Origin of the sequence: Alienimonas sp. DA493, from assembly GCF_043951915.1 — a bacterium.
In the GTDB taxonomy this organism is placed as follows: domain Bacteria; phylum Planctomycetota; class Planctomycetia; order Planctomycetales; family Planctomycetaceae; genus Alienimonas.
On sequence record NZ_JBINJD010000229.1, the window covers coordinates 1 to 6,236 of the forward strand.

Annotated in this window: 3 protein-coding genes and 1 pseudogene; 3 read left to right on the forward strand and 1 reads right to left on the reverse strand. The window is 69.9% G+C overall.

Annotation, left to right across the window (positions count from 1 at the left end; genetic code table 11):
- Positions 1-228, forward strand: a pseudogene (locus ACG2DA_RS21260) (IS630 family transposase); the annotation flags it as partial.
- A 110-nt stretch (positions 229-338) separates the two neighbouring features.
- Here ACG2DA_RS21260 and ACG2DA_RS21265 read toward each other — a convergent pair.
- Positions 339-1,538 (reverse strand): substrate-binding domain-containing protein, encoded by a 1,200-nt coding sequence (locus ACG2DA_RS21265; protein ID WP_395258498.1) that lies wholly within the window; start codon positions 1,536-1,538, stop codon positions 339-341.
- Between the two features lie 145 nt (positions 1,539-1,683).
- Between ACG2DA_RS21265 and ACG2DA_RS21270 the strand changes: the two genes are divergently transcribed.
- Entirely contained in the window at positions 1,684-4,698 is a 3,015-nt protein-coding gene (locus tag ACG2DA_RS21270; RefSeq protein WP_395258500.1) for a PSD1 and planctomycete cytochrome C domain-containing protein, read from the forward strand.
- Between the two features lie 77 nt (positions 4,699-4,775).
- Entirely contained in the window at positions 4,776-6,176 is a 1,401-nt protein-coding gene (locus ACG2DA_RS21275) for a DUF1501 domain-containing protein (RefSeq protein WP_395258501.1), read from the forward strand.
- The last annotated feature ends 60 nt before the right edge of the window (positions 6,177-6,236 follow it).

The window sequence follows — 6,236 nt, forward strand, 5'->3', positions numbered from 1 at the left end:
TACACGCCGAAGCACGGCAGCTGGCTGAACATGGCCGAGACGGAGTTGAGCGTGCTGGCCCGCCAGTGCCTGGACCGCCGCATCCCCGACGCCGCGGCCCTCGCCCGGGAGGCCGCCGCTTGGCAGCGTAACCGGAACGCCGCGCAGGTCGGCGTGCGGTGGCAATTCACGACCGCCGACGCCCGTGTTAAACTCCGCTCGCTATACCCGACGATCGAGCTGCAATGAACCACTAGGCCGTTGTTGTGGGCGAAGCGGCCATCGGCGCGGGCATTGAGGCCGAGTACGTCGGGCGGAGGGCCGTCGAAGCGTCAGTGACGTTCGCCGGCGAGCGGGCGTCAGCGGTCGGGGAGGCTTTGCGCCTGTCGGCGGTAGGCGCCGGGGGTGAGGCCGGTCTCCCGTTTAAAAACCGCCCCCAGCCGCTCCTGATATTCGTAACCGGCGAGCGGGCTGATCTGTTCGAGAGTCATCGTCGTCTCTGTGAGGAGTTGTTTCACGCGGGCGACCTGGGCGGCGGTGATCTCCTGGTGAGGCGAGCGGCCAAGCTGCGCCCGGAACCGTCGTTCAAGTTGGCGACGGGACAGCGTGGAGAACGCGGCGACGTCGTTTACGTTGATGCCGTCGCAGGCGTGGTCGCGAATGTAGCGGCACACGCGAGCCAGTTCCCGATCGTCGACGGCCGCGACCTGGGTGGAGAGACGCTCCACGACGGTCTGGGGCGGGACGTACTGGACGGGGGGCGAGCCGGACCGGGCGGGCGCGGCGCCGCCCGGTCCGTTCATCAACTCGTGGAGCGTTTCCGCGGCCCGGAAGCCGACGCCCTCCGCGTCGGGCCGCACGCTGGAGAGCGGCGGGTCGCACAGCGGGCAGATCACGTCGTCGTCGTCCACCCCCACCACGCCGAGGTCGTCGGGGACCGCGATCTCCGCCGCGGCGCAGGCGTTGAGAACCTGTTGGCCGCGGACGTCGTTGCAGGCGAACAGCCCCGTCGGCGGCTTCAGCGACCGGAGCCAGTGCGAGAGCGGTTCCAGGTCGAACAGCCCGGACTGCTCTACGGCGGCGACCGACTCCGCCGGCTCACTGGGCATGAGGTAGACCGAGAGCGGGACGCCGGCCTCCTCGGCCAGCGCCCGGAACCGCCGCAGACGGGCTTCCGAAAAGTGGGCGTGCTCGTACCCGCAGAACGCGAGGCGCCGGAAACCCCGGTCCCGCAGGTGCTCGAACGCCAAGCGGGCGACGGCGTCGTCGTCCGTCTCGACCTGCGGCACCCCGGGGTGGGCGAACCGGCACCACACGTCGACCAGCGGCACGCCCAACTCGCGGAGCGGCCCGATCGTGTGCTGCGACACGCGGGCGATCACCCCGTTGATCGCCGGCCCCCGCAGCCAGGGGGGCAACTCGGCGTCGAGCGTCATTTCGTGGTGGATCAGCGCCCAGTTGGTCCGCGTCCGGGCGAACAGCGCGGCGCCGCGGAGCAGGTCCCGGCCGTACGATCGAGAGGATTCAACGAACAGCGCGACCCGGGGGCGGGGCTTCATCGGACGCTCCGGGCGTGTCGCAAATCGTTCAGGACGCGTCGCATTCTATCCTTAACCCGGACCCGTCAACGGTTACTGTTGTATTCTCCCCTCGGCCTCGATCCGCGAGCGTCGACCGCCCCCTTCCCCTCTCGAAGGCCCGCCAGTGTCGCTGACCGCCCGCTCGCTCTGCCTCGCCACGATCGCGGCCTCGTTCGGCGCCCTCGCCCCGGGCGCCGGCGCCGCGGATGGCGAGGTCGACGGCGCGCCGACGGCGGAGCAGCTCGAATTCTTCGAGAGGGAGGTCCGCCCGCTGCTGGCGGAGCGGTGCTACTCCTGCCACAGCGCGGGAGCGGAGTCACTGAAGGCGGGGCTGTCCGTGGACAGCCGGGCGGGGCTGCTGGCCGGGGGCGACTCCGGCCCGGCCCTGGCGCCGGGCGATACGGAAGCCAGTTTGCTGATCGAGGCGGTGCGGTACGAGTCGTACGCCTACGACATGCCGCCCTCCGGCAAGCTGCCGGACGACGAGATCGCCGCGCTGGAGCGTTGGGTGGCGATGGGGGCTCCCTGGCCGGAGGAGGCGGCCCCGTCCGCCGAGGCCGCCCGCCCCCAGTTCGACCTGGAGGCCCGCCGGGCGGAACACTGGGCCTGGCAGCCGGTCGCCGCCCCCGAGCCGCCCGCCGTGGCCGACGAGGCCTGGCCGCGGGCCGACCTGGACCGGTTCGTGCTGGCGAAGCTGGAGGCGGCGGGGCTGGCCCCGGCGGCGGACGCGGACCGCGAGACGCTGCTGCGGCGGCTGGCCTTCGACCTGACGGGGCTGCCGCCCACGCCGGAGCAGCGGGAGGCGTTCCTCGCGGACGATTCGCCGGCGGCCGTGGAAAGGCTAGTGGACGAGCTGTTGGCCTCCCCGCACTTCGGCGAACGCTGGGGGCGCCATTGGCTCGATTTGGTCCGCTACGCGGAGTCTCGCGGGCAGCAGAACGACAGCGACGCCCCCAACGCCTATCAGTATCGCGATTATATTATCCGGGCCTTCAACGCGGACGTCCCGCACGATCAGCTTGTGCGGGAACATCTCGCCGGCGATCTGCTGGAGGAGCCGCGACTCAATCCGGACGACGGCTTCAACGAATCAATTCTCGGCACCGGGTTCTGGTTCCTGGGGGACTGGGTGCATTCGCCGGTCGACATCCTGGGGGACGAGGCGGACCGGTTCGACAATATGATCGACGTCACCTCGAAAACCTTTCTGGGAATGACGGTTTCCTGCGCGCGGTGCCACGACCATAAATTCGACGCCATCTCCACGGCGGACTACTACGCGATCGCCGGATTCTTACAGGGCAGCGACTATCGGCAGGTGCGGTTCGAAACGCTGGAACACAACGGCCGGGTGGCTGAACAATTGGCCGGGGTGGAGGCGGACTTTCGGTCCCGCCTGTCGAACCTGCTCGCGGATCGCGGACCCGTCCCGCCGCGTTCGCGGCCGTGGGGTGCCGCCCTCCGGGAGAAGATTCTCGTCGACTACGCCGCCCTGCCGGCCGGCGAGTACCGTCAGAACGGGTACCTGTTCGGGAGCCGGCCGGTTCGGGCGGGCGAGCCGTACTGGACGGCGGTCGACGGGGAGCCGGAACTGCGGGTCGCCATGACCGACGCGGCGATCAGCGATCCGATCTGGAACGGATTGGAGTCGATTTCGGAGCCGGCGACGCGGAATCAGGACAAGCTCCGGCCCCTGCCGCGCGCCGGGCGGACGCTGCGTACGCCGACGTTCGAGTTGACGGACGGGATGGTTTCCTGCCGCGTCCGCGGGGCCGGGCACGTGGTGGCCTGCGTCGACTCCCACCGGATGGTCGCCGGCCCGCTGCACGCGGAGACCATTCAGAAGATCAAACCGAACGACGACTGGACCGTCCTCAATCTGAAGCGATACGTCGGCCACCGCCTGCACCTGGAATTTACGCCGGCCGAGGGCGAACGGTTGGAGGTCTCGCTGGTCGCCCAAGGGCTCTCCCCCCAACAGCGGGCGAGGCTCGACCGGGAGGCGATCCAGGCGGAAGAATTCGCCGCCGAGGCCGAGCGATTCCTCGAAGAAGAGGCCGCCGACCTGGTGCAGGCGTGGGCCGACGAACGCGACGGCCTGCGGGAGCAGATCCGCTTCCGGTCGCGGCTCGCGATCGCGGCGATGGACGGGACCGGCGAGGACCAGGCGATCTACATCCGCGGGAACTCGTCGAACCCCGGCGAAATCGTTCCGCGGCGGTTCCTCTCGGCGATCGCCGGCGAGGAGCCGATGGAGATCGAATCCGGCAGCGGGCGCTTGGAGCTCGCCGAAGCGATCAACGACCCGGACAACCCGCTGACCCCCCGCGTCGCCGTCAACCGGATCTGGCACTACCTGATGGGCCGCGGCATCGTGCCCACGCCGGACGACTTCGGCGTGCTCGGCCAGCGGCCGACCCACCCGGAGTTGCTGGACCACCTGGCGACCCAGTTCCTCCGCGACGGCCGCAGCGTCAAGCAGACGATCCGCCGGATCGTGCTGTCGCGGACCTACCAAATGGGCAGCCGCCCCGACCCGGAGGCGGTCGCGGCCGATCCGACGAACGAACTGTGGCACCACCGGCCGCCCAAGCGGCTGGAGGGCGAGGCGATCCGCGATGCGCTGCTGGCGCTGTCCGGGCGGCTCGACCCCTCCCTGTACGGTCGGTCGGTCCCGATCCACCTGACGGCGTTTATGGACGGCCGCGGCCGTCCGCGCAAGAGCGGTCCGCTGGACGGGGCGGGGCGGCGCTCCGTCTACGTGGCGGTGCGGCGGAACTTCCTGTCGCCGTTCATGCTGGCCTTCGACACCCCCGCTCCCTCCAGCACGATGGGGCGTCGCAACGTCTCCAACGTGCCCGCCCAGGCGTTGATTCTGCTCAACGACCCGTTCGTGGCGGAGCAGGCGCAGGGCTGGGCCGCTCGGGCTCTGAAAGCCGCGCCCTCGACCCGGGAGCGAATCGGGTGGCTTTACGAATCCGCATTCGCTCGTCGCCCGTCGGCTCCGGAAGTTGCCGTCGCGGAGCAGTTCTTAAAAAATCAGGCGGACGAGCGGGGCCTGGCCGAGGGCGACGAGGAGCTGTGGGCCGACCTGGCGCACGCGTTGATCAACACCAAAGAATTTATTTTTCTGCGATGAACGCCCCCTACCTCTACCCCTGCGAACGCGCGTCGGCCGTCGGGCGGCCGTCGTCGGCCCCGACCTCCCGGCGGGAGATGCTGCGGCGTTGCGCCAGCGGCTTCGGCACCGTCGCGCTGGCCGGGCTGCAGTCCGACCCCGCCTTCGGGTTCGCGGACGCCCGCCCGGCCCCGACCGACCTCGGCAGGGCCGGCCACGGGCCGCACCACACGCCGAAGGCGAAGAACGTCATCTTCCTGTACATGGACGGCGGCCCGTCGCAGGTCGACACCTTCGACCCCAAGCCGGCGCTGACGAAACACGACGGGAAGGACCCGGCGTCGCTGTTCCAGGTCGAGCCCACGCAGTTCGACAACAACGGGACGGTGCTCGCCAGCCCGTGGAAGTTCCGGCAGTACGGCGAGTCCGGCCTGCCGGTCAGCGACCTGTTCCCGCACGTCGCCACTTGCGCCGACGAGCTGGCGGTGATCCGCTCCATGACCTCGGAGTTCCCGGAGCACACCTTCGCCAACTATTTCCTGCACACCGGCAGCGGGTTGCAGGGGCGGCCGAGCATGGGGGCCTGGGTCAACTACGGGCTCGGCAGCGAGGCTCGGGATCTGCCCGGGTTCGTGGTGATCAACGGCGGGCTGATCCCGCCCGGCGGGCTGGACTGCTTCGGCAGCGGCTTCCTGCCGGCCAGCTATCAGGGCTCGATCTTCAAGCCGTCCGGCAGCGGCGTGGCGAACGTGAAACCGCTCGAACCGTCCGCCCGTCGGCAGCGGGACAAGCTGGATCTGATCGGGAGGCTCGACGGGTTCGCCGCCGACCGGTACGGCGCGCACGACAGCCTGGAATCCGCGATCAAGAACTACGAACTGGCCTACGCGATGCAGATGGCGGTGCCGGACGTGATGTCCGTCGGCGACGAGTCCGCCTCGACCCGCGCCGAATACGGGCTGGACGCGGAGTACAAGCCGACCCAAATCTACGGGGCCCAGTGCCTCATCGCCCGCCGCATGGTGGAGCGGGGCGTGCGGTTCGTCGAACTGACCTGTCCGCAGGTCGGCGGCGATCGCTGGGACCAGCACAACAACCTCAAGCAGGGCCACGAGAACAACGCCCGGGCGGTCGATCAGCCGATCGCCGCGTTGCTCAAGGACCTCCGGCGCCGCGGGCTGCTGGACGAGACCCTGGTGGTGTGGGCCGGCGAGTTCGGCCGCACGCCGTTCGCGCAGGGCAAGAACGGCCGCGACCATAATCCGTTCGGCTACACCGTCTGGATGGCCGGCGGCGGCGTGAAGGCCGGGACCGTGATCGGGGCGACCGACGAGTGGGGTTACAAAGCGATCGAGAATCGCTTCGAGATGCACGACCTGCACGCCACGATCCTGCACCTGTTGGGCGTGGACCACACCCGGTCGACGTTCCGCTTCGGCGGTCGCGACATGCGGCTGACCGACGTGAAGGGCCACGTGATCGACGGGGTGGTCGCTTGACGTTCACCTCGTTGACGGCGGGCGCGCCGGTTCTGGCCAGCGTCGGCGTCGCGGACGCCG